At 58.3% G+C, this 20,112-nt stretch carries 15 protein-coding genes; 3 read left to right on the top strand and 12 right to left on the bottom strand.

The genetic code is table 11. The features are described 5' to 3' along the window. Nucleotides 1-18 precede the first annotated feature (18 nt). From ACFQPB_RS06180 to ACFQPB_RS06160, 5 genes are all read right to left on the bottom strand, one after another. Nucleotides 19-1,005 carry a glycosyltransferase family 2 protein gene (locus tag ACFQPB_RS06180; protein ID WP_382220704.1) on the bottom strand — a complete coding sequence of 329 codons (987 nt, stop codon included), beginning with the start codon at nt 1,003-1,005 and terminating at the stop codon, nt 19-21. Continuing rightward, the gene (locus ACFQPB_RS06175) at nt 998-1,579 is read right to left on the bottom strand and encodes a serine O-acetyltransferase (RefSeq protein WP_382220701.1); all 582 of its coding nucleotides are present in this window, start codon (nt 1,577-1,579) and stop codon (nt 998-1,000) included. The genes ACFQPB_RS06180 and ACFQPB_RS06175 overlap by 8 nt, the downstream gene beginning before the upstream one ends. Further along, entirely contained in the window at nt 1,543-2,487 is a 945-nt protein-coding gene (locus tag ACFQPB_RS06170; RefSeq protein ID WP_382220699.1) for a glycosyltransferase family 2 protein, read from the bottom strand. Before ACFQPB_RS06170 ends, ACFQPB_RS06175 begins: the two co-directional genes overlap by 37 nt. Before the next feature lie 111 nt (nt 2,488-2,598). Beyond that, entirely contained in the window at nt 2,599-3,759 is a 1,161-nt protein-coding gene (locus ACFQPB_RS06165; RefSeq protein WP_382220696.1) for a glycosyltransferase family 4 protein, read from the bottom strand. Further along, nucleotides 3,746-5,596 carry an ABC transporter ATP-binding protein gene (locus ACFQPB_RS06160; protein WP_382220693.1) on the bottom strand — a complete coding sequence of 617 codons (1,851 nt, stop codon included), beginning with the start codon at nt 5,594-5,596 and terminating at the stop codon, nt 3,746-3,748. Before ACFQPB_RS06160 ends, ACFQPB_RS06165 begins: the two co-directional genes overlap by 14 nt. 256 nt (nt 5,597-5,852) lie before the next feature. On the opposite strand from ACFQPB_RS06160, the gene ACFQPB_RS06155 reads away from it, so the two are divergent. From ACFQPB_RS06155 to ACFQPB_RS06145, 3 genes are all read left to right on the top strand, one after another. Next, the gene (locus ACFQPB_RS06155; RefSeq protein ID WP_382220691.1) at nt 5,853-7,094 is read left to right on the top strand and encodes an O-antigen ligase family protein; all 1,242 of its coding nucleotides are present in this window, start codon (nt 5,853-5,855) and stop codon (nt 7,092-7,094) included. Nucleotides 7,095-7,426: 332 nt separating this feature from the next. After that, on the top strand, nt 7,427-9,670 hold the full coding sequence (locus ACFQPB_RS06150) for a glycoside hydrolase 5 family protein (protein WP_382220688.1): 2,244 nt from the start codon (nt 7,427-7,429) through the stop codon (nt 9,668-9,670). A gap of 27 nt (nt 9,671-9,697) precedes the next feature. Continuing rightward, on the top strand, nt 9,698-11,155 hold the full coding sequence (locus ACFQPB_RS06145) for a mannose-1-phosphate guanylyltransferase/mannose-6-phosphate isomerase (RefSeq protein ID WP_382220685.1): 1,458 nt from the start codon (nt 9,698-9,700) through the stop codon (nt 11,153-11,155). A gap of 3 nt (nt 11,156-11,158) precedes the next feature. On the opposite strand, the gene ACFQPB_RS06140 is transcribed toward ACFQPB_RS06145, so the two are convergent. From ACFQPB_RS06140 to ACFQPB_RS06110, 7 genes are all read right to left on the bottom strand, one after another. After that, entirely contained in the window at nt 11,159-13,270 is a 2,112-nt protein-coding gene (locus ACFQPB_RS06140; protein WP_382220682.1) for a hypothetical protein, read from the bottom strand. A 65-nt stretch (nt 13,271-13,335) separates the two neighbouring features. Next, nucleotides 13,336-14,217, bottom strand: coding sequence for a CpsD/CapB family tyrosine-protein kinase (locus ACFQPB_RS06135; protein ID WP_382220679.1), 882 nt, complete (start codon nt 14,215-14,217; stop codon nt 13,336-13,338). 13 nt (nt 14,218-14,230) lie between these two features. Beyond that, entirely contained in the window at nt 14,231-15,874 is a 1,644-nt protein-coding gene (locus tag ACFQPB_RS06130) for a GumC family protein (protein ID WP_382220676.1), read from the bottom strand. Nucleotides 15,875-15,909: 35 nt separating this feature from the next. Continuing rightward, nucleotides 15,910-17,058, bottom strand: a complete 1,149-nt coding sequence (locus ACFQPB_RS06125; protein ID WP_382220674.1) for a hypothetical protein — start codon at nt 17,056-17,058, stop codon at nt 15,910-15,912. 2 nt (nt 17,059-17,060) lie between these two features. Beyond that, a complete protein-coding gene (locus ACFQPB_RS06120) occupies nt 17,061-17,633 on the bottom strand; it encodes a polysaccharide biosynthesis/export family protein (RefSeq protein WP_382220671.1) in 573 nt (190 codons plus the stop codon). A gap of 117 nt (nt 17,634-17,750) precedes the next feature. Then, entirely contained in the window at nt 17,751-18,359 is a 609-nt protein-coding gene (locus ACFQPB_RS06115; RefSeq protein WP_382220668.1) for a carbohydrate binding domain-containing protein, read from the bottom strand. A 122-nt stretch (nt 18,360-18,481) separates the two neighbouring features. Beyond that, a complete protein-coding gene (locus ACFQPB_RS06110) occupies nt 18,482-19,897 on the bottom strand; it encodes an undecaprenyl-phosphate glucose phosphotransferase (protein WP_382220666.1) in 1,416 nt (471 codons plus the stop codon). Nucleotides 19,898-20,112 lie beyond the last annotated feature (215 nt).

The following is a 20,112-nucleotide window of genomic DNA, read 5'->3' as shown; positions in this document are numbered from 1 at the left end:
AACACAACATCACACACATTACTTGTACTCAATTATTCGCTGCCGAGATCCACGCAAAATAGATAACAAAAATTGCATGACCCCGAAAGATTCAGAAAATTTTCCAAGAACTTGAAAAAAGGCGTAAGCTGCCGCCTTTTGAACAAGAAAATTTCTCCAAAACACCCTACCCCACAGAACGGGATAAATTAACGCTCCAGCCAACGCAACAAATTGATCAAAAAACAGCAGGACAAAAATCACAACAGGAATAGCCAACCCATATATGACAGCGCGAAGTGTCTCCTTGACCCAGTATCTTTCAGGACCACGACCATGCAGCCATGCACCTTCGGCAAACGCATAGCCTGCTCTCTTAGACCGGCGCCACCATTGAGTAAATTTCATGATGGCCGCATCGTGATACGCCATAGAACCTGGCAGGCGCATGACCTTCCAGTTCATTAGGCGCAATCTGTAGCAAAGTTCCGGCTCTTCTCCAGCAATAAGCTCATCTCGAAATCCGTTTGCAGCAAGCAAAGCTGTCGCACGAAACATCGCTATCCCGCCACATGCTTTCGCCTCCCCAGATGGAGCATCCCACTCGTATTGACACAAGCGGTTATAAATTGAGCGTTCTGGATATTTCTCAATGAGCCGACCGCAAACGGCTGCAAATTCAGGATTCGAATCAAGAAATATACGACCATCGTTCAACCAGCCTGGGGTCAGTTCACAGTCGCCATCCACAAATTGAATAAACACCAAGTTTGGCATGCGGAACATGAGACTGCGCCAGCCTACATTGCGCGCGCGTGCTGCGGTGAATGGCACCGACATATCCAATCGAATAACATGCACCCCCATGTCTGCCGCCATTTCACACGAGCCATCGGTTGACCCTGAGTCCACATAGACTATGTGAGGCACGCGACCCACCACCGATCGCAGGCAAGCAGCTAGGCGCTCACCCTCGTTGCGCCCGATGACCACCAGGCCCACTTCGCTTAAAACCAGTTCAGGCATTCACACACCCTTTCACGACAGCAGGCACACCCACTGCCACCCCGTAAGGTGGGACATCTTTCAACACAACCGAATTGGCTCCAACTTGAGCGTGCTCACCTACGTGAATGCTCCCCAGCAATTTGGCGCCGGCCCCTACATCCACATGCCCGGCCAACATGGGTGCCCCGCCATCACCACGTGTGCCCAAAGTCACCTGTTGAAAAATAAGGCAATTGGGGCCAATTTTTGCAGCCGGATGAATAACGATGCCATTAGGATGAGGCAACAACAACCCCCCTTCAATCTGGCAGTTCAACGGGATGTCGGCGCCACTCACAACCGACCATAAACGGTGTTGCAGAACCGCCCGCAGCTTTGCCATTCGCGCCCAAAAGCCTGGTCTGTGCTGATGTCGGTGGTAAGCGCGTATGCTCGCCAACAGGCTCTTGCCCGGATTCCACTCGCCCAAGCGTTTGTATTCGCGGGTCCAATCTGGAACGGTACTGCTGATCGCAATGTCAGCGGATTGCGATGACTCTGACTGAGAGGTCGTATTCATCGTGTTGAATGGCTGGCAAATCGGGTTTGCCATAACAAAAACAGGGTCAACCGCAACTCTTTCAGCTCATCTCTCCACGCTCCCCAGCGCCGGTGCTTGAGTGTGTTTTTCAACGTTAGATAGCACGTACCAACAGTGGCCAGAATGAGATGCAAGGCAAGCCCCGGCAGGCCGTGGTGTTTGCGTAAGTAGAGCAGCTCACTTTCTACCTGCAATGCCGACAGTTGACGGCCACTTTCCGAGAGCTTTCCGGCTGACTTGGCACTTTCGCCCCCCACGTGCACTACCGTTGTGTCAGGAAAATAAACCACCTGCCACCCGGCTGCTTTCACGCGACGGCAATGATCCACCTCTTCGTAATACAGGAAAAATCGCGGGTCGAACAAACCCACTTTGTCTAACACCTCCCGGCGTACCAAGTAATAGCAGCCGGGCACCCAATCGCATTCACGAACCGAGGCGTGGTCCCATGCCATGTCGTCCACCATCTGTGTGCCGGAGAAAAATCTCCCCAAACCTGTCCGAGAAAGAAACACATTCCACGGTGTTGGAAAGTATCGACAACTCGGTTGCAAATCACCATCTCGCCCAACGAGCTTCACGCCCAGTACGCCACAGGCGGGGTTGGCTTGCATATATGCCAACGTGCGCTGCAAGGTATCGGGCGCGACAAACGCGTCGGTATTCAACAAGAGAACGTAGTCTCTCGTCACATTAGGCAATAGCTGATTGTTCGCACGGCCAAAGCCCACGTTCTGTGCATTCACCTCAAGCCCAACATGAGGAAACTGCTGACGCAGAATCTGCACCGAGTTGTCTTGCGATGCGTTGTCAACAACCCAGTACCGGACGTCAATATCAACAGCCGATTTTTGGCATGCAGAGAGCATAGGCACCAATAAATTAGCCGTATTGTAGTTAACCACAAATACATCCAACATTTGCGAGCTCAAATCAAAAATAGTGACAAATATAGAACATCCAAGATGAGCACCTAAAACCCATTAAAAATACATCACTCAGTCAACTTAAATCACAAAAGAAACGACAGTCTAGGCGACGGCTTTTTTTAGCGCAGATTCGAATTTTAGGCATGACGATTCCCACGAAATCTCTGACGCCGTGGAAAATGCGCTATCCGACATGGTTTTCCACGACTGATTCGGCAAATTTAGTATTTTGTATAGCGCATCTTCGGCGGCCAAGACATCGTCAATATCAAATAAATATCCGTTTTTACCGTCGACGACTGCCCCATATGGCCAACCTGTACGAGATGAAACCACAGGTGTTCTGCATGCCATTGCCTCAACAGCCATAAGATTGAACCCCTCCGACCGGCTTGTGGTAAGCCATACGTCACACGAAGAATATAGCTCACGCAATCGCTCTTGAGCTGGCGCAATATGCAGGTCGAAGTAATCGGGAATATCATATACACCACTGGGTGCCCTAGAGCCGAATGCAATGACGCCCAAATCGGGGATTCTCGCTTTCAAACGACTAATCGTCGAAAGGGCAACATCAAAGCCTTTCAAGTGGGCCTCGTGATACAAAACCCCCATGGTCGGTCGACACTGTTTTTCCCGAATAGGTGAATAAAACAATTCATGATCCACTCCATTGACAACCACCTCCACATTAGGATCACCATATTTCTCTCTCATCAAATCAGCCAACCATTGAGCAACGACAATTTTTTTAAAAGGAAAACGATATGTCGCTTCACAACGATTTCGCGGCAAATAATCAAAGACTTCGTAACCCTGAATAAAGTACGTTTTACTACCCCAATTATCTGGAAACGAGTTAAGCCACTCGGCGGTTTCCCACCATGTCGCCACGATCACGTCCGCCCTAGGTATATCATTGATATTTGGAGGTCTATGGCAATCAAGCACCAGATGATTAAGCCCTTTGCCGTCAATATGACTTGGTACCACACGCATTTTTTGAGGCCACCCACGTCCACGCATCCAAGATTTCAACGCTCGCCTAAATGGAACTGGCTTAGGGGGTGGTGACAGCAACAACACTTCGTGCCCATGCTGAGCCAACCATTGGGCATAAATTGAAATCACACGAATACCGCCAGAGAAATTAACTGGTGGAAGCAAGAAAATAATCTTCAACCTAAAACCCCAAACTATTAGAACAATAAGAACATGAAACTCTGACCAATAAAATTGGACACTCTTCTTATTCTCCTTCATCCACAGGGCGCAGCTTCCCACCCACAATTTCAAAAATAGCGTCGCATTTCTCGAGCGTGGTGAGGCGATGTGCGATTATTAGTACAACCATTGTTGGATTTAGCTGATAAATGGCTTGCATGACGCGAGCCTCGGTATCGCCATCCAACGCGCTGGTAGCTTCGTCCAATACCAAAATATCAGCCTGTTTGTAAAGCGCCCGTGCCAAACCGATTCGCTGACGTTGTCCACCTGATAACTGAACACCACGCTCCCCAACGCGCGTTTTGACGCCATGGGGAAGTCGCTCGATAAATTCGGTCATTTGTGCAGCGGCCATTGCAACCTGTAGCCGGGAGGTGTCGATGTATTCTGCACGCACACCAAGTGCCACATTTTCGGCAATGCTGGCATCAATCAGAAAGATGTTTTGTGGCACATGTGCAATGCGGCTTTGCCATGCGGGCAAATAGGTCTCATCCAACAGCTGCCCACTCACTATTATCTCCCCCCCCGTAGGCTTCAACAAGCCGAGAATCAAATCAATAAGGGTACTTTTGCCGCTACCTGTAGCACCCTTGAAGCCGAGGCGCGCACCGCGTTCGACCCTCAAATGAATCCCTTGCAAAACATCTACCAAATCAGTTGAATAGGAGAAATGAACATCGCGCAGTTCAATGACCGGCACTTGTATTTTTTTCAGATCAAGAGAGATTTTTGCTCTCGTATTTTTTGGCTGATGTAGGGGGGCAGGAAGATCCAACAAGTCGAGCACCTCTTGTGCCGCAACCCTGTTACCACGAAAAGCCGCTACACCCGAATACATGTTTTGCATGTGAGGCAACATGCGTTGCGCCCCCAAAGCCAGCGCACCCAATAGCGGGAGCGCTGAGGCTGCACCACCGGGCTGCTGCATGAGGTAGATAGCCAGCAGGACCATCATGACCATGCCCACACTCTCAACCAAGTATTTGGGCGCGATGCTCAACACTTGGTTGGATGCCTGCGCGGTGCGCTGCGTACGGTCGGCCTGTGCGAACTTGTCCACATAAACAGTTTGGTTGCCGTCAATGATCACGTCACGAATAGCACCTAAGCCTTCTTGCAGGGCCTGCACTTTTTTTGTGGCATTGAAAGCAATAATCTGGCTGTTGTGCTTTAATCGATTTTTTGACCATATGCTGATACCGACATAAAGCCCCCCAAACAGGCCACCTGCACTAATGGCCACCAGCGGGTTAACCGAGAGCATCGCGCCCAGCAAAGCCACAACCATAAGAACTGCAATCAGCAAATTCATGACGGGAACCATTACACCTGCCACCAAAACCGTCACCTTCTCCACGGCCGCAATGGTTTGACTGCTGTTCCGCTCCACGTGATAACTATAAGGCTGCTTTAATATCAACGAATAGATCTTTTCGCCGAAATCAGCCCCCACCGAATATATAAGACGAAAACTGGCCCATGACAATATCAGACGCAATGCTGCCGCACACACTACAAACACTGCAAATACCATTGATGCGGCGTAGGGCAACGTGGTTCCCAAATATACGGCAATCGCATTTATGGGCGTATAGATTCTTGATGCCCCAGATATCGCATCCGGATTGATCAAAAATCCCAAAAATGGCACCACGGCACCCAGCGTGAAAATCTCAGCCACGGCGCCACATAACATCAAGGCCAAGACCACGCTGAGCTGCCATCTCCGCTTTAGGCTGAGATGACGAAAAATGACAAACAGAGTACGAAACATTATTTGTAGATTTGCGATGCCACAGTGATCGGGTGAACTTGCCTTAGACTGCCGGCAATTATCAAAACCGAAGAACACCCATTCGACAATTGTCATGCCAGAACACATTCGCGCCCTGATCATTGTTGTAGTTCTTTCGGGCCTATCGTGGGTTGCGCTGCAACCTGCGCTCAAAAACTTGGGTGCTACGGCTCAATGGCGCGCTTGGTGCCTTCAGTGGTTCGTCGTGACGCTCACGGCTTTTTTGGTGGGGAATTTTTGGATTTACGCTGCTGTGGCAGGTCTGCTGCTGTTGACCCGCGAACTCAATCCTGTAGCAGCTCTTGCTGCTTGCTGTTTGTTGATGTTTGCGGTGCCAGCCGCATCCATCAATGTGCCGGGCTTCGGGCTGATCAACTACTTCGTGTCACTCAACCAGCCCCAACTGCTGGCATTGCTGCTGCTGGTGCCCGCCGGTTTTTTGCTCTCACGACAAAAAAACACCCTGCGGCTGGGTGCCACGCCGGCCGACAAGCTGCTGCTGGCCTACGTTCTTCTGGTGGGGCTGTTGCAACTGCGCGAAGCCAACCTCACGAGTTCGCTGCGAGGGGGCTACTACTTGGTGTTGGGGACCGTACTGCCCTACTACGTGGCAAGCCGCGCACCGCGCCAGTTAGGTGATTTCCGGGTCGTGATGCTGGCGTTTGTGGGTGCCGCGGCCCTGTTGGGGGTTTTGGCGGCTTTTGAAACGCTGAAGCACTGGAACCTTTACTCAAGCTTGACCCACTCGCTTGGGCTGCGTTGGGGCTATGGCGGGTACCTGGGTCGTGATGGTCTTCTCCGCGCCTCGGGCAGCTTGGGACAGCCCCTTGTGCTGGGCTATGTCATGGCGATCGGGATAGGGTTCTGGTTGTTCCTCCGTTCAGACAGGCCGTCAACCGCAGGCACCGAAGTGCCCTTGCTGATGATGGCTGGTGGCAGCGTTGCGGCGTTGTCCCGCGGACCGTGGGTCGGCGCTGTGGTCATCCTTCTGGTGTTCATTTGGACGGGGCCGCGGGCGGCACGCCACACGGCCTTGTTGGTGGTGCTTGCTGCGCTGGGAATGGGCGCGCTCTCAGTCACATCAGCGGGGCAAAAAGCACTGAATTTGCTGCCATTTATTGGCAAGGTGGATGAGTTCAATGTGACGTACAGACAGCAGCTGCTAGACAAGGCACTGTCCGTGATCGACCGCCACTTTTGGCTGGGCTCGGTGGACTACCTGCAGACGCCCGAGATGCAAAGCATGATCCAGGGCGAGGGCATTGTCGACATCGTGAACAGCTATGTGGGCGTGGCGCTGGACCACGGCGCCATTGGGCTGGCGCTGTTTGCGGGCTTTTTTGTCACCCTCGCATGGCAGTTGTGGCAGGCACAACGCCGCTTGCCCCCAGACGATGAAACCCGATTCTTGGGCAGAGCCCTGCTGGCCACGCTGGTGGGCATAGCCGTCATGATTTCATCTCTCAGCAGCGTCGGCGTGATTCCCTTTGTGTACTGGCTGGTGGCCGGCCTGTGCGTCGCGTATCTGGACATGCTCAAACGCCTGACCTCCAACCCCACACCCGCTCCATGACCCACCCATTGCCTCATTTGATGCGCCAAAGACTGGCGCCTTGCCTGTTGCTGTTTTGTGCGCCACTCAGCGCACTCGCCCAGTTGAGTTGGCAAATTGAAAACAACGAAACAACGGGCCTGCCTGTCGTCTCCGAAGGCGGCGCGGCGGGTGTGCGAGCGGATTGGGCCTTCTGGGGGCCTGAGTGGAAGTGGGCTCAGGTCAAGATGGCATCCCAACAAACAGCCACGTCGCAAATAAAGCGGTGGACCGGGCAAGTGCCCGCGCTGGGCGTTGCCTGGCGTAGCTCCATCGCGACCGGAGAAGAGAGGCGGCTGCAGTACCAGGTTGAGATGGAGGCACCGCAACACATGCCCAATGTGGTGGGCGGCGGTATGGTCTTCAAATTCGACCTGCCGGCATTTGGCGCCAGCATGGGACGGCCCGAGCTGTTGCCGGGCAACACCGGCTGGCGCTGGGGCCGAAGTGACGGCACGCAATTCACCATGCGCTTTGAGCCTGTCTTGCCCAAGCTGTACTTTGAACGCAACAACCCGGCCGAAATTCGCGCCTTCTTTTATGACGGCCACGTTCCCTCAGGCGAACGCAGCCACACCATCACACTCAGTTGGACCGGCGACGCGACGTGGCAGCCCAGCCGCACCGAGCGTCTGGGTGGCCCACCGGCGAACATGTGGCCCGGCGATGTGATTGGCACCCGCAGTGCGCCCGCCCCATTGCTGAGCGCCACGGGCACCACCACCTTGGCTGCGGCTTCGTCGCCGAACAGGGATGCCAGTACACGCTACTGGGGCACCAACGTCACGGCTTACGCCCTGTTCAACACACCCAAGCCGGCGGTGGCCGAACAAGCCAAACGTCTGGCAGCCCTGGGCTACAACCTGGTGCGCCTGCACCACCACGATTCGCCTTGGGTCAACCCCAACGTGTTTGGCAACCCCAAAACCTACAACAGCACCACCCAACTGAGCGCCGAGTCGCTGGACAAACTGGACTGGTGGATCAAATGCCTGAAAGACGAAGGCATCGCTGTTTGGCTGGACTTGCACGTGCAGCGCGCCTTCAAGCCTGGCGACAACATCTACGGCTTTGAAGAGGCGGCCAAGGGCAAAGACAGCGCCGACCTCAAGGGCTACGCCTACGTGAACCTGACCATGCAGCAGGCCATGCAGCGCTTCAACGAGGCCTACCTCACGCGGCGCAACGCCTACACCGGCCTTGCCTACAAAGACGACCCGGCGGTGGTGGCGATGCAAATCACCAACGAAAACGACATCACCCACCACTTTGGCAACGCGCTGCTGCCCGACAAAAAAGTGCCCTTGCACCACAAGGTGTACCGCAACGCGGCCGACGCGTTTGCCCGCCAGCACAAGCTGTCGGCAGACAAGGTGTGGCGCAGTTGGGAGCACGGCCCAAGCAAACTGTTTTTGAACGACCTGGAGCAACGCTTCAACGACACCATGGTGGGCCACTTGCGGGGCATGGGCGTCACGCAGGCGCTGTCCACCACCAGCACCTGGGGGCGCAACCCCATCTCGTCGCTGCCCGCCTTGACGGTGGGTGACGTGGTGGACGTGCACAGCTACGGCGGTGTGGGCGAACTGGAAAAAGACCCGGCCCACGCCGCGCACCTGGGCCACTGGGCGGCGGCCGCCCAGGTGGTGGGCAAGCCGCTGACGGTGAGCGAGTGGAACGCAGAGCCGTTTCCCAACCACGACAGGCACACCTTGCCCTTGCTGATGGCGGCCATGGCCTCGCACCAGGGTTGGCGCGCCCTGATGCACTACGCCTACAGCCAGGAGCCGTTTGAGCGGAACAGCCCATCCAACTGGCACGGGTACAACGATCCTTCGCTGTTGCCCATGCTCAGTGCCGCCGCACTCATGTACCGCCGGGGTGATGTGCAAGAAGCCACCACCACCTACGTGTTCGACCCCGGCGCAGAGGTGTTTTTCAACCAGGCCATTTCAGCGGCCAACGCACCCGCGCTGCGCACCGCGGCTGAAAAAGGCAAGCTGCTGATCGCCATGCCCGAGACCCCTGCCCTGCCCTGGCTGCAACGTGTGGCGCCACCGCCCGGTGCGGTGGTGCTGAAAGACCCCAACCCATCGCTGCTGCCCAGCGGCGCCCAGGAAGTCACCAGCGACACCGGCCAACTCACGCGAAATTGGGCCAAAGGCACCTACACCATCAACACCCCACGCACCCAAGCGGCACTGGGCTGGATAGGTGGCGAAGACATCGCGTTACCTGCCGCGCGTTTGAAGCTGGACACGCGCCACGCATCGGTGGCGGTGCAAAGCCTGGACGATGCGGTGCTGGGCGAATCACGCCATGTGCTGCTGTCCATCGGCACCCGATCGATGCCAGCACCGGGCAACAAAACCCCCTTCCGCGTAGAAGCTTTGGCCGGCGAAATGCAGGTGAAAGCGCCACCCGGGCTCAAGCTCTACCGCAACGGGCCATTCAACCAGTGGCCGGAGCACCCGGTGCGCTACGCCAACGGCCACTACCTGATTCGACTCGACGGCAGGCTGCCGGTGCAGTGGCTCGCGTTGCGCCCGGCGGTTTGATTCAAATACCCCATGCCCAGGAAATTCATGAGCACCCTTCACCTCCTCCCGGTCATTCTCTGTGGCGGCTCTGGCACCCGGTTGTGGCCCCTGTCGCGCGAAACCTACCCCAAGCAGTTTTTGGCACTCGGTGGCAACGGTGTGTCGATGTTGCAAGACACCGCACGGCGACTCGATGGCCTCTCGCCCACCATCGCCAAGCGCCCGCCTTTGATCGTTTGCAACGCAGAGCACCGGTTTCTGGCCGCGCAACAATTGCAAGAGGTGGGCATCACCGGCGTGAGCCTGGTGCTGGAGCCTGTGGGGCGAAACACCGCGCCGGCACTCACGCTGGCTGCCCTGGCCGCGCCGGCCGACGCGGTGCTGCTCGCCATGCCTGCCGACCACGTGGTGGGCAACCCCGCCCGCCTGCAAGCGGCGGTGGAGGCGGCCTGGCCGCTCGCCGCGCAAGGTGCCATGGTCACCTTCGGCATCGTGCCCAGTCGGCCCGAAACGGGTTACGGCTACATCCAAAAAGCACATGCCATGGCGGGCGGCACAGCCTATGCCATTGAGAGCTTTGCCGAAAAACCCAGTCTTGAGTTGGCGCAGGCTTATGTGGCCAGCGGCAACTACCTGTGGAACAGCGGTTTGTTCATGGTGCGGGCCGACCAATGGCTCAAGTCCATGGCCCAGCTGCAGCCTGCCATGCTGCAGGCCTGCCAGCGGGCCATGCAAAACCCGAGCCGCGACATGGACTTCATACGCCCGCAGCCCGATCACTTTGCCACCTGCCCGGCCGACTCCATCGACTACGCCGTCATGGAACACCTGCCGCGCAACCCGGCGCTGGGTGTGCCTGCGTGCGTGGTGCCGTTGGACGCGGACTGGTCAGACCTAGGCGCATGGGATGCCCTGTGGGATGTGTTGCCCCGCGACGAGGCCGGCAACGCCAGAACGGGTGAGACCATTGCGGTGGACACGCGCGACAGCCTGCTGTTCTCACAAAACCGGCTGGTGGCCACGGTCGGCGTCAGCAACCTTGTGGTGGTTGAAACGGCTGACGCCGTGCTGGTGGCCGACAAGCGCTGCACGCAAGATGTGAAAAAAGTTGTCGAACAGCTCAAGGCGCAAAAACGCACCCTGGCCTCCACACACCGCAAGGTGCACCGCCCCTGGGGCTGGTACGACAGCATCGACACCGGTGCGCGCTTCCAGGTCAAGCGCATCGTCGTCAAGCCCGGTGCACAGCTCAGCCTGCAAATGCACCACCACCGGGCAGAGCACTGGATCGTCGTCAGCGGCACTGCCGAAGTCACCAGTGGCGACAAAACCTTTTTGTTGACGGAAAACGAATCCACCTACATCCCCATCGGCCACACCCACCGCCTGGTCAACCCGGGCAAAGTGCCGCTTGAACTGATCGAGGTACAAAGCGGCAGCTACTTGGGTGAAGACGACATCGTCCGGTTCGAAGATACCTACGGGCGTGGACCGGCACGATAAGATTCAATTGGCCGACACCACCAGATCGCGAATCCACACGCTGCCCACCCTAGCCCGTACACGCACCACCGAAAGGCCTTCGGGCAAACGGAGGGTCACGTGGGTCGTTGCCACCGGCTGGCCCGGCGTGGTGGTCACCCCAGGGCTGACCTGCCCGGCCCACTGCCCATTCACAAAGATGTCAAGCCGGTCTGTGGCCAGTGCATCCAGCGTGTTGACCGACACGCTGTAGGTGCCAGTCCTGCGGGTGTGGATGGGCACAAGCACGGTTTCTGAATGGGCCGGTTGCTGTGCATTGGCATTGATGCGGTAGGCGGTGCCGTTGTACTTCCATGTGGTGCTGCCACTGATGCGTGTTTGAATGGCTGCATCGGGTGATCGCAGGTACACGGTGCCCGGCACCGGAGTGCCCAGGGCGACATGGGGCTCGGGGCGAAGCGCATCAGACAAGTCCGACACAAATTGCATCTTGGTGCTGTCCGTGTCCGATCGTGTGAGCGGCCGAGAGCCATCAGAGAACGACCACGATGCAGACGAGCTATAGACGTAGTAAACCAACAAGTCGCCGCCATTGGCACGCCATATATCTTGTGCCACATGCATACGGTCGCGCATGCGAGGATCGGCGTTGTAGGCATATGCAATTTCTGCTCTAGCGCTGTCGGGACGAAGCGTGCGTCCACCCGGACCAGGACCGCCTTCGTACGCTACGTTCCTCAGACCGTAGGCTTTGGTCCAAACGCTGTCTGCGGCAACGGTACGTGCGAATTGGCTGGAAGGCAATCCATCGAAAAATGCCTGCATGGTGGAAGGCAGCAGGTCGGTTGGCTCCACCGTGGAGTCATAGTACGCAGCGCCTCCGCCGCCGTACCACAAGCGGGACACGTCGCCGTAGTAGCTCTCAGCCCACGCAAGACCATGTGAGAGGTAACGGTTCGCGTCACCCGCTTGTGTTGCAAAAATTGGACGTACCGTCCTCATCATGGCGCTGTCGCCCCAAACTTGGCGAAAGGTTTGACTGATCTGCGCCGAGCGAAAGGCAATCCAGCGGCGCAGTGCCATGTATTGGTCGCCAACGACACCGTCGTTGGCAATAGGGTGCGCCGGGTTCATACGGTGCAGGTTGGCCAATTCCAACGCCCAACGAAATCCATTGAACCCTCCAGCAAAATTCCAGACTTCGTTGCCGTACTCCACGTACACCTTGATACCTGTTTTGAGCGGCGGGTACTTCGGTTCGGTCTGCCGGCTGGTGTAAGGCATAGCGCCATCGGAGCCATAGCGCAAAAGCAGCGCCAAATTTCGAATGTATTCATCATCGGCCTTGACCGGTACATTGATCCACAGATCGCGCTCGGTGGCGTTGGCCAAAGTCACCATCATTTCCCACGACTGGCCTTTGTCACCCGTCATCCCCACAAAATCCGGCAATGTCCGCTCGCTCCAATTGGCGGTGGGGTTGGTGTTGGTGCTGACAAGGTCCATGGTGCGGATCACCTTGAACTTCTTCATCGCGTGGATGAACTCCTGGGTGAATGTGACAGAACCATCCGTGGGATAGCCAGGGCGCCACAACTGCACATTGGTGACCCCGTCGCTGATGCTGGAGGTGTGTGCTCTTCGGGTGTTGCGGAAGCTGAGCCAAATGTTCCCGGAAACGTCTTCGGGAAGCAATACATCGGCGGTGCTGCGATTACTCGTGACGTCGTAGCGCATGTTTTGTATGCTGCCATTAGGTGCACCTCTGACCGTAACGTCCGCGCGCCCGTTGAACATCAGCGTGTACTTGCCTGCGCCAGTTCTGTGTGAGCCAAAGATCAGAAAAAAATCTTGAGTGGGTGCACCTTGCGCGTCTGCTCCTACGTCAATGCCCCAGCTCAAGTTAACGAAACGTGCCTGCCGCACCACATCCGCCATGGCAAAGCTGCGGTCCCAGTACGAAAGTTGGTGTACGCCAATGCCTATGTTTGGAATGGCGGTCTGTAGGAGATCACCTTCCGCCAGTTGATTGGACCCATCACGGTTGTGGTCCTCATCGGTTGCGTAACTGCCACCACCACCGCACGCGGCGAGCAAGATCAGGCAGGCGGACGAAATGACAAATTTTGTAAACATGTGTTCATTATCGGCACTTCATGCGGAAAAAAAAACACAAATATCAATTGTCAAAATTTTAGAATTTAGTAGTAACCCTGACGGGTGGCCGCTTCGGCCTTGTTCAGCACCACGCCCAACAAGCGGTCTGCAGGCACGTGACGCATGCTCTCCTCGATCTCGCGGCGGGTGCTGTTGCCGTTGCCCACCACCATCAACACGCAGTCGATGTTGGGCAGCACGGCCATCACATCGTCGCCGGCCATCATGGGTGGCAGGTCAAAAATGACGATGCGGTCTTGGTAGCGTTCGCGCAGGTCGCGAATCATGTGGGCGATTTTTTTCGAAGACAGCAACTCGGCCGCCTTGGGCACGGGCCGGTTGGTGGGCAACACCACCAGCCTTGGCAAATTGGGATTGACCAGGGCATCCGGCAACTCGGCATCGCCGCTGAACACCTCGTTGAGTGAGGGGGTTTTCTGGATGCCCAGGTAGCTGGCCACACGGGGACGTCGCAAATCAAAATCCACCAGCACGGCGGTGCGCTGCGTGTGGTGGGCCATGCTCATGGCCAGGTTGATGGCCAACACGGTTTTGCCCGATTCCTGGGTGGGCGAGGTGATGGCCAGGGTACGCCAGCCTTTTTCATCCATCTTTTGCAGCACCTGGGTGCGCAAGACGTCAAAAGCCCAGTTGTTGGGGTTGGCCTTGTTGAAGGCCACCACGCGACGCTGCTCCAAGTGCACGGGGTCCAGTTCCACAACCTCGGTGTGCGTGTAACTGACCTCGATCTGATGGTCGGCGTCCAGAGCAGACGGTCCTGACGGGCTTGACGATGCCGCTTGTGCCACACCGCCGCCGGCCGGCTTCACGTGGTTGGGCCGCAATGGCCTGGGTGAGGCCCCCGACGCCGGGGCGTGAGCGGCCTGTTGCCGCGCTTTGTCAATGGCTTGTTTGATGCGTTCCATGGGGCGCCCGGGTTCAGGAAAGGCGGAGCATGACTTTGACGATCAGCACGTCGAGCGGCATGTACAGAAAATGGATGGCCACCAAGGCCACCAACAGCAGCGCCACGGCTGCGCCCAGCAAGCGCAGCAGCAGCTTGCGGCGTTGTGCAGCCTCTTCTGCGATGGTGATGTAGGGCACCAACACCAGCGGCCGGTGGCCGGTGATGGCCGCCACGGCGTCAGCCCCACGCACCGTGCCATGCAGGGTTTCGAGCAGCATGACCAAGCCGGCGGCAGCCACGCCCGCCAGCACAAAGCCCAAGGCGATCATTTTTTTGCGGTCCGGTTTGATGGGACGATCGGGCGTGAGCGGCGGCTCCAGCAGCGAGAAGCGTTCGGCCTTCTGATCGTCTTCGAGGTTTTCGGCCACCTGGGCGGTCATTTGTTTGGCACGAATCTCTTCGTATTTGCGCTTGGCACCTTCGTGGTCGCGCATCAGGGCGGCCAGGCCACGCTCCACCTGCGGGGCCTGCAACAGTTGGCTTTCGGCTTGGGCCAAGCGCGCACGCAAGCCACCTTGTTGGCCCTGGAGCAATTGCATGCGCGAGCGGGCGGCCACCAAGCGGGATTCGACCTTGGCGACCACCAATTCGGCCGCCGCCACCGTGGGTGACTTGGACGCACCGGGCACGGCGACAGGGGTGCTCGCCGCCGGGGCGCTGCTGGCCTCAGCAAGTGCTTTTTCAAGAGCCGCGATGCGGCGCTTGGTGGCGCGCACATCGGGGTGGTTGTCGGTGTAGGTGGTGGCCATGCGCGCCAGGAGGGCGCGGGCTTTTTGAAGTTCGGCTTCATTGGTATCGGCCATGGCGGCGGGCGACCCCACTCCCGCGAGGACCGCGGCGTTGGTCACGGCGGCTTTGGCGCCCGCCAGCTCCACTTCGAGGTAGCGCGCCTCTTCTTCGGCGGCGCGGTGGTCGCGTTCGGTGTCGCGCAGTTCGCCTTCCAGCCGCTGGATGGCGTTCATGCTCAGCGTCATGTTTTGGGGCAGCGCCGCGCCGTTCTCCTGCTTGTAGCTGGCAATCTGGCTTTCCAACGCATCAAGTTCGGTCTTGAGCTTGTTGGCCTCCTGGGTCAAAAACTCCGTCGTCTGCGTGGCGCGTTCGCTGCGCACTTTTACGTTTTCGCTGAGGAACAGGGTGACCAGCTCGTTGGCCACACGCTGCGCGATGTCGGGGCGGCGGTGCTCGAACGAAACGCGGAATGCGATGGTGGCCGATCCGCGCTGACCTTGGCGCATGTTGGCGTTGACCAACTGCACGCCAATGAGCTGGCGCATTTCGTCGATTTGTTCTGACGGGGTGAAGGTCAGCCCGCGGTCTTTGAAGAGTTGGTACTTGTCGATGATGCGCAGCAGGTTTTCGCGGGTCATCACGCGCTGTTTGATGATCTCAATGCGCTCGTCGGCGTAGCTCGTGACGGTGGCCTGCACCAGATCGTTCGGGATCTGCTGCGACTCGATCATGATGGTGCCGGTGGACTGGTATACCGGCGGGATGAGCAAGGCCACCGCCACGGCCACGGCAAACACCCCGCCAAAGGTGGCGATGATGAGCAGGGCACGGCGCTTGAGAATCGCGAGGTAGTCGGACAGGGAAAGCTGGTGGTCGTCTGGGGACATGCCGTGGTGATCGGATGCGCTTCTGCCTGTGGGGGTCAGAAATCGGGGTGGAGGTAGGTGAACACCAGGCTGGCACTGCGGTTGCTGGCCTGCGTCGGCAGGCCAGCGATGTGACGCTCGGCCCGTGTGCCACGCAGCTGGGCCGTCATGCGCCAGAGCGGACTCAGGTCCGTCGATACCTGCATGCCCAGCTGGCGTGTGGCCTCGGTCTGGCTGGCTTGTGTGCGGTTGTGCAAGGCGTCCACCGCGACCGTGGTGTACTCGGTCAACTGGTATTCGGCCCGCAAACGGGCCTGGGTGTTGGGGGCAAATGACCCGAGCAAGTTGTTGGCGACGGGCAGCCGAGACAACGAGGCACTGTAGTGCCAGCGCGGGCTTTGGTACCCCAGCTTTGCTTCGCCTTGTGGCATGGTGTCGCTGAAAGCGCCGGTGAAGCGGGCCACGCCGGCTCGGATCTCCCAGTCCCATGGACTGCCGTCAACTTGACTGCGGTAGCCCAGCAGCAAGCCACGCTGCAAGCTTTGGGGGGCCGTGCCATGGACGGCGCCCGTTGAGGCGACGGTGTCGGGTGCGTACTGCGACACACCCGCCGACACAAACCAATCCTGGCCGGGCGACGCGGCACGGCTCAGCTCCACCTGGGCGCTGCTGAGGCGGTGATCGGGTGTGTGACCAAAATCGTAGGCATGCCATTTCACATCAGCCAGCACACTGAGCATGTGACGCTCGTCCAACTCGTGCGCCAGCTGCGCCCCCAGACCCCGGGTGGTGCGGGTGCCGTCGTCGCTGAGTTGGCCGGTTTCTTCGAGCAGGGCCGCGCGGGCGGCGCTTTGCTCGTACGCAGCATGCCAACCCCAGCTTGTGGTGTCGGACGCGGTGCGCCAGCTCAGCCGCGCGTTGCCGTCTTGCCGGTTGCGGCTGAGAGCGGTGTTGCTGCTTTGCTCGATGACCGCACCCAACTTGAGTTGGAATTCATCGCCCCCCGCGTTGCGCGACAGGGTGTAACTGGGCGAGACATGCACGCGGTACACACCACCGGCATCCGTTTCGCTCAAACCCGGGTTGGCGTCATACGACAGCCCCACCGGCGCTGTGATGCGGTGTTGGTACAACGATTGCGCCAGCCCGATGCCCGGCAAACTCGCGGCCACCCCTGCCGCCACACAAACCATTCGGGTCAGCATGTTCAAGGCACCAACACAATGTCGCCCGCGCGCATGCGCACGTTGGTCTGCAGGCTGTCACCCTTGATGAGGTCGTTGTAGCGCACGGGCAGCGCGGTGCGGGGCCCGTCCTCCTCGCGCAGCACATGCACCGCGTTGCCGTCAGCGAAGCGATCCAAGCCGCCGGCCTGGCTGAGCACCTGCAACACACTGGTGGTGTTGGTGCTCAAGGGCACCACACCGGGCTTGTTTACCTTACCCAAAACGTAGACCACGTTGCCCTCGGTGCCTGAGACGGCAACGGTCACGATGGGATCGGGGATGTAGGCCTTGAGGCGTTCCGCGATGCGCTTTTCAACCTGCTCCACATCCAGCCCCGCCACCGGCAGGCGCCCCACCAGAGGGAAAGAAATGCTGCCGTCGGGCAGCACACGGACCTCGCGCTGCAACGCCTCCTCGCGCCAGATCGAAATTTGGAGCCGGTCGGCCGCACGAAGCTTGTACATCGGCGCGGGGACCTGAGCCCAGACAGACACGCTCACCAGACTGGTGACCACCAGCATCAAAAGGGACTTGGGCGAAAACAGCTTGTTCATGCGTGAGGCGAGTAAAAGTCTTGAAGGGACGGCGTGTGGACGAATGAAACGCGCGCGGAGAATTGAAAAAGGGGCACGAGGCCCCTCTCAGGTATTCAAACCTTGCGTTGGCCGTGATCAGACCTTGCGGCGGTTGGAGAAACCCATAAAGCCCAACAAGGCCGAGCCGAACAACAACGCAGCGCCCGGCAGCGGCACAGCGCTGAGGGACACGTTGTCGATGTTGCCGCCAAAGGTATCGCTGGTACCCACAGCAGAGAACTTGAGCACGTCGGAACCGGTGCCCACCACGGAGAAGGTGTAGGAGGTCCAGTTGTTGCTCGTGCCACCGATGCCCGTGATGGCCGGCGTGGTCAGCAGGGTGTTGCCCCACCACGCTTCAATGCCGTTGGTGTTGGCCGGCATGTTGATGCGCGGCGAGTACCAGAAGGTCAGCTCGTAGACCTGGCCCAGCACGGTGCTGATGGTCTGGAGCATGCTGCTATTGGCGCGGGTGTCCAGTTCCACAAAGTTGTTGCCGTCTTGAGCAGCACCCACGGCATTGTTGCGCACCTCGATCCCGTTGCCAGTGGTGGTGGTCCAACCGGGCAGGCTGTCGAAAATGGCGAACGTGCCATTGGCAAGCACCGTGTCTTCGAAAGAACCGTTTTGGACCAACGTGGCCGCGTTGGCCAGGCTGGAAACGCCCAGAACAGCAGCGACGGCCGTTGTGCGCAGAGCAGGCATGAATTTCATATTGAACCCCTGAATATTTGAATGGCAAGATTGCGATAGACGCTGCTTGAGAATAGTCACCGATACCGCGCTGCACAATGAGCCAATGGGGCTAGGCGCCCACGCACAAGCGTTCAGTAGGCGTTTTTCCCGCTGAACGCCATGGTCGTTCTGGCCAAGATGAACAAGTCCAGCCACAACGACCAGTTGTTGATGTATTCGATGTCGGACTCGACACGCTGGATCATCTGATCCAGGTCGCGCGTTTCGCCGCGGTGGCCGCGCACCTGCGCCAGGCCCGTGATACCGGGCTTGATGTTGTGCCGCGCAAAGTACTGCTCGATGCGCTGTGAATACTCCAGATCATGCTGAACCGCGTGGGGCCTGGGACCAACCAGCGACATGTCGCCCGTCAGCACATTGAAGAGCTGGGGCAGTTCATCCAGGCTGGTTTTGCGCAGAAACGCGCCCACCCGGGTGATGCGCGGGTCGTTTTTGGTGGCCTGCTGCACGGTGTTGCTCTCGGTGCGGTGCACAAACATGCTGCGGAATTTCCAGATCCGAAAGGTCTTGCCATTCCAGCCCATGCGCGGCTGCCTGAAAAACACCGGGCCCGGACTGTCCAAACGAATGGCGACCGCAATGACAAGCAACAGCGGCAAGATCACCAGCAGGATGAGGGCCGACAGCACCACATCTTCCAGCGACTTGATCAAGCGCCGGGTTCCAGTCAGCGGCGTCTCCGACAGGGTGAGCACAGGCACCCCCGCAATCTCGCGCACGCTGTGGTTGACCAATCGCAGTGAGAAGATGTCCGGCACCCAATGCACAGCGATGTGCCGGTCCAAAAGGCGGAAGTAAAGGCTCTCGATCACGCTGGACGCGTCCAGCGGGATAGCGAAATACACCGTGCGTATCTGGTGCTGGTCCAACAGCGCCATCAGGTCGTCCAGCGTGCCGAGCAAAGGCGGCAGATGGCGCCCATCGGCCGCTGCGTTGGGTTGGTGGCCTGGCAAGCCCACGCAGCCCACCACACGCTCAGAAAGCCACGGGTTCTGCGTGATTTTTTGGTGCAGGTACGACGCCAGCGAACCGGTGCCCACCACCAGCACGTTCTCAGGCTCGACCGCATGTTTCAGAAACTGCCGCTGCAAGACACGCAACAACAGGTGCAGCAGCAGCTGAGCGAAGAAACCCAGCACATAGAGCTGCCCGACCAGAAGGCGCGAGAAGGTCTCGGTCTGCTTGGTCAAAAAACCCAGTGCCAGCAGCATCGCAAACGCCAGGGTCCAGGCCTGGAAAATCTTCAACGCCTTGGTGGTGAAGTTGGCGTTGCTGCGGTAAAGCGCCAACTGGTCGTAAAGCAGGCCCAGCATGCCCAGCAACAGCACCACCATGAAGGTATAGGGTGCGCTGACAAACCCCAGATGGCGATCAATCAGCCAATAGGCGATGCCCAACACCGCCGTGCCATCCAGCAGGGCCTGCAAGGCGTTGCTGATGTTGCTGCGGCGCTGGAGCACCGAGCGCTGGCCGTTCAAATGCAGCATGTGTGATCCTGAACCACCCCCTGCCAAGCACCCGCACGCGGGCCTCGCTCAACAAGGCGACAACACGGGCAGCCATCCCTGCCCCTGGCAGAGGAAAAAAAACGGTGAACTTGCATGGGTTTTGACAGTGGGGCGGATTATCTGAGGCACCCCCTGATCAGAATGGCCCGGAATCTGTGGCCTGCCATGGTCCGAACGCACCCATTCCGAAGCCG

This window comes from Hydrogenophaga atypica, from assembly GCF_042665215.1.
In the GTDB taxonomy this organism is placed as follows: Bacteria; Pseudomonadota; Gammaproteobacteria; order Burkholderiales; family Burkholderiaceae_C; genus Hydrogenophaga; species Hydrogenophaga defluvii_A.
The sequence above is the reverse complement of the archived record's forward strand: the minus strand, read 5'-3'. Positions and strand labels throughout refer to the sequence as shown.

Excerpts from the sequence above, each read along its gene's own strand:
- ACFQPB_RS06110 (WP_382220666.1), bottom strand. The coding sequence starts at position 19,897 with ATGCTGCATTTGAACGGCCAGCGCTCGGTGCTCCAGCGCCGCAGCAAC.
- ACFQPB_RS06165 (WP_382220696.1), bottom strand. The coding sequence starts at position 3,759 with ATGAAGGAGAATAAGAAGAGTGTCCAATTTTATTGGTCAGAGTTTCAT.
- ACFQPB_RS06150 (WP_382220688.1), top strand. The coding sequence starts at position 7,427 with ATGGAGGCACCGCAACACATGCCCAATGTGGTGGGCGGCGGTATGGTC.
- ACFQPB_RS06115 (WP_382220668.1), bottom strand. The coding sequence starts at position 18,359 with ATGCCTGCTCTGCGCACAACGGCCGTCGCTGCTGTTCTGGGCGTTTCC.
- ACFQPB_RS06145 (WP_382220685.1), top strand. The coding sequence starts at position 9,698 with ATGAGCACCCTTCACCTCCTCCCGGTCATTCTCTGTGGCGGCTCTGGC.
- ACFQPB_RS06130 (WP_382220676.1), bottom strand. The coding sequence starts at position 15,874 with ATGTCCCCAGACGACCACCAGCTTTCCCTGTCCGACTACCTCGCGATT.
- ACFQPB_RS06170 (WP_382220699.1), bottom strand. The coding sequence starts at position 2,487 with ATGTTGGATGTATTTGTGGTTAACTACAATACGGCTAATTTATTGGTG.
- ACFQPB_RS06120 (WP_382220671.1), bottom strand. The coding sequence starts at position 17,633 with ATGAACAAGCTGTTTTCGCCCAAGTCCCTTTTGATGCTGGTGGTCACC.
- ACFQPB_RS06180 (WP_382220704.1), bottom strand. The coding sequence starts at position 1,005 with ATGCCTGAACTGGTTTTAAGCGAAGTGGGCCTGGTGGTCATCGGGCGC.
- ACFQPB_RS06175 (WP_382220701.1), bottom strand. The coding sequence starts at position 1,579 with ATGGCAAACCCGATTTGCCAGCCATTCAACACGATGAATACGACCTCT.
- ACFQPB_RS06135 (WP_382220679.1), bottom strand. The coding sequence starts at position 14,217 with ATGGAACGCATCAAACAAGCCATTGACAAAGCGCGGCAACAGGCCGCT.
- ACFQPB_RS06140 (WP_382220682.1), bottom strand. The coding sequence starts at position 13,270 with ATGTTTACAAAATTTGTCATTTCGTCCGCCTGCCTGATCTTGCTCGCC.
- ACFQPB_RS06125 (WP_382220674.1), bottom strand. The coding sequence starts at position 17,058 with ATGCTGACCCGAATGGTTTGTGTGGCGGCAGGGGTGGCCGCGAGTTTG.
- ACFQPB_RS06160 (WP_382220693.1), bottom strand. The coding sequence starts at position 5,596 with ATGACAATTGTCGAATGGGTGTTCTTCGGTTTTGATAATTGCCGGCAG.